The sequence below is a fragment of the Candidatus Aquicultor sp. genome (assembly GCF_054640775.1).
Genome location: NZ_JBTSLF010000333.1, coordinates 1 through 2,592, shown reverse-complemented (window position 1 = coordinate 2,592; position 2,592 = coordinate 1). Strand labels below are relative to the sequence as shown.

At 51.7% G+C, this 2,592-nt stretch carries 4 protein-coding genes; all 4 read right to left on the bottom strand.

Translation table 11 applies throughout. The annotated features are described in order from the left end of the window. The coding region (locus ACYC56_RS14990) for an ABC transporter permease (protein ID WP_461374974.1) at positions 1-437 on the bottom strand (437 nt) is incomplete at its 3' end. A gap of 1 nt (position 438) precedes the next feature. Continuing rightward, on the bottom strand, positions 439-1,230 hold the full coding sequence (locus ACYC56_RS14985; protein ID WP_461374973.1) for an ABC transporter ATP-binding protein: 792 nt from the start codon (positions 1,228-1,230) through the stop codon (positions 439-441). A 207-nt stretch (positions 1,231-1,437) separates the two neighbouring features. Then, on the bottom strand, positions 1,438-2,106 hold the full coding sequence (locus ACYC56_RS14980; protein ID WP_461374972.1) for an ABC transporter ATP-binding protein: 669 nt from the start codon (positions 2,104-2,106) through the stop codon (positions 1,438-1,440). Next, a partial coding sequence (locus ACYC56_RS14975) for an efflux RND transporter periplasmic adaptor subunit (protein ID WP_461374971.1) occupies positions 2,106-2,592 on the bottom strand: 487 nt, incomplete at its 5' end. The genes ACYC56_RS14975 and ACYC56_RS14980, both read right to left, overlap by 1 nt.

Genomic DNA, 2,592 nt, shown 5'->3' with positions numbered 1-2,592 from the left:
AGCGCGATTAACACCATAAATACAAGGGCTATTGGTATTCCAAGCAGGTTATTGACCCTGAATCCGATTAAAAACGAGAGGGCAAGCACAATAAGCCCCTGAAAGACGGCGATGGTGGAGCCGCCGAGCGTTCGACCAAGCATGATATTAAACCTCGATACCGGTGCGACTAAGGTTTCCTTTAAGAACCCGAATTGCCTATCCCAAATAACGTCGATCCCGTTGAACATCGACGAAAAGAGAATCGTCATGGCGATGATTCCCGGGACGAGGAACTCCAGATAGTTGCCCTGCCCGGCCCTTCTGAATACCGGCCCGAAGCCGTATCCGAGTGCCAGCAGAAACAATAGGGGCTGGCCGAGGGCGCCGACTATTCGAGATTTCGACCTGAAATAGCGTTTTATTTGTCTCAGCCAGAGGATATAGACCGTATCCATACTACCGCCTCCTCCCAAACATTCTCTGTACGGCCCTCATTTGTTCCAGACTGCTCGCTCCTTCTTCGCGGATGGTTCTTCCGGTGTACGCGAGAAACGCCTCTTCAAGCGTTTGCGTCTTTGTTTGTGCTTTTAACTCTTCGGGGGTACCCTGAGCTACGATTTTGCCGTGATCTATGATGGCCACCTTATCCGCCATGCGTTCGGCTTCCTCCATAATGTGGGTGGTAAGAAATACCGTGATATGCTCTCTATCGTTTAAGTCTTTAATGTGTTCCCAGATGAGATTCCTTGTTTGGGGGTCGAGCCCGAGCGTCGGCTCATCCAAAAACAGGACTCTTGGATGATGAAGGAGCCCCCGGGCGATCTCAAGCCGACGTTTCATACCGCCGGAAAAGTTCTTTACCTGGTCGTTTCTTCGTTCCCAAAGCTCAACGAACTTCAGCAGCTCCTCTATCCTTTCGTTCCGTACGTTTTTGGGTATTTTGTACAGAACCGCGTGGATTTGCATATTCTCGTAGGCGGTCAGCTCGCTGTCGAGGCTGGGGTCCTGAAACACGATCCCGAACGAACGTCGGACCTCTTTCTGCTCGGTTACGGGGTCATGCCCGTCAAGCAGAATCTCGCCGCTCGTGGGCACCAGCAAAGTGGTGAGCATGTTTATTGTCGTCGTCTTGCCGGCCCCGTTCGGCCCCAAGAAAGCAAATATTTCGCCCTCTGCAACATCGAAGCTGATGTTATCAACGGCGGCAATATCCCCGAATTTCTTTGTAAGGTTTCTAACGTTGATCATTTTCGATATCTACCTCGGTTCTGTGGCTATTACTATCTAAGGCTGTGTCTCTTTTTGAAACCGTGATATGGCGTATAGTTATTAATAACCTTTTGAATGGGGTCCTGAAACATAGCCAACGCTAACTTGTTGCATAAAGGTTTCTTGAGGGGGGTTGGTTTGGCCAAGCGGCCAATTTGATAGCTGGCGTTTGTAGCACAGCCTGCGCTATTGGGAAACGATCAGGCCATCCTTAAGCCGGATGATGCGTTTTGCGTGACGGGCGATCTCTGGCTCGTGAGTGACCATAATAATAGTCTTTCCTTGCGAGTTCAGGTCGGTAAAGATATCCATTATCTCTTCGCCCGTTTTGCTATCGAGGTTACCCGTCGGCTCATCCGCCAGGATAATGCTGGGATTTGCAATTAAAGCCCGGGCTATCGCGACTCTTTGGCGCTGCCCACCGCTTAATTCCTGCGGGAGATGCTTAAGACGATCGCTCATGCCGACCCTCTCGAGCAGCTCGAGAGCGCGCTCGCGCCGGTTGGGAGCATCGCTGTATAACAACGGCAGCTCGACGTTCTTCAATACATCGCTTCGAGGAAGCAGATTGAATGTTTGGAACACAAACCCTATCTCAAGGTTACGTACCCGTGCCCGCTCATCATCGCTTAAATCGGTAACGTCCTTGCCGTTGAGATGATACGTGCCGGCGCTTGCATGATCGAGGAGGCCCACGATATTCATCAACGTCGTCTTTCCCGAGCCGGACGGCCCCATGAGCGACACAAATTCACCCTCCTCGATGGTAAGCTGGATATCCCTGAGGACCGGGATGACTTCCGAACCCAGGTTGTATGTTTTAGAAAGGCCCTCGGCCGTAATCACGGGATTCATTATTCTTTCTTCTCTTCTTTCTTTGCGACTACCTTGTCGGTCTCCGAGAGACCGCGCTTGACTTCTACAGAAGTGCCGTCGGTAAGGCCCAACTCGATGATCTTCGTCTGAAATGCACCATCAGCACGCTGGACGATTACTGTGGGTTTGCCGTTTACCCTTGTTACGGCCTTGACCGGTACGAGCAGAACGTTTTTAGCTTGCTTCAGGATAAAATCGACGTGGGCGGTCATACCGTCCTTTATCGCGCCATCATTGTTTTCGACGACAGCTCGCACGAGGTAGGTGACCACGCCATTTTGATCGACCTTGGCGCGGACCGAGATGCTATCCACTGCGCCATAGAATTCGCGCCCTTCGAGCGCATCGAATGTCGCTTTCACTTTTTGGCCGATTGAGACCTTTGCGATATCTATCTCTTCGACCTGAGCCTCGATGGTCATGCGCGCAGTGTTGCCGATGACCATAAACGGCTCCGCCGGGGCG

Excerpts from the sequence above, each read along its gene's own strand:
- ACYC56_RS14985 (WP_461374973.1), bottom strand. The coding sequence starts at position 1,230 with ATGATCAACGTTAGAAACCTTACAAAGAAATTCGGGGATATTGCCGCC.
- ACYC56_RS14980 (WP_461374972.1), bottom strand. The coding sequence starts at position 2,106 with ATGAATCCCGTGATTACGGCCGAGGGCCTTTCTAAAACATACAACCTG.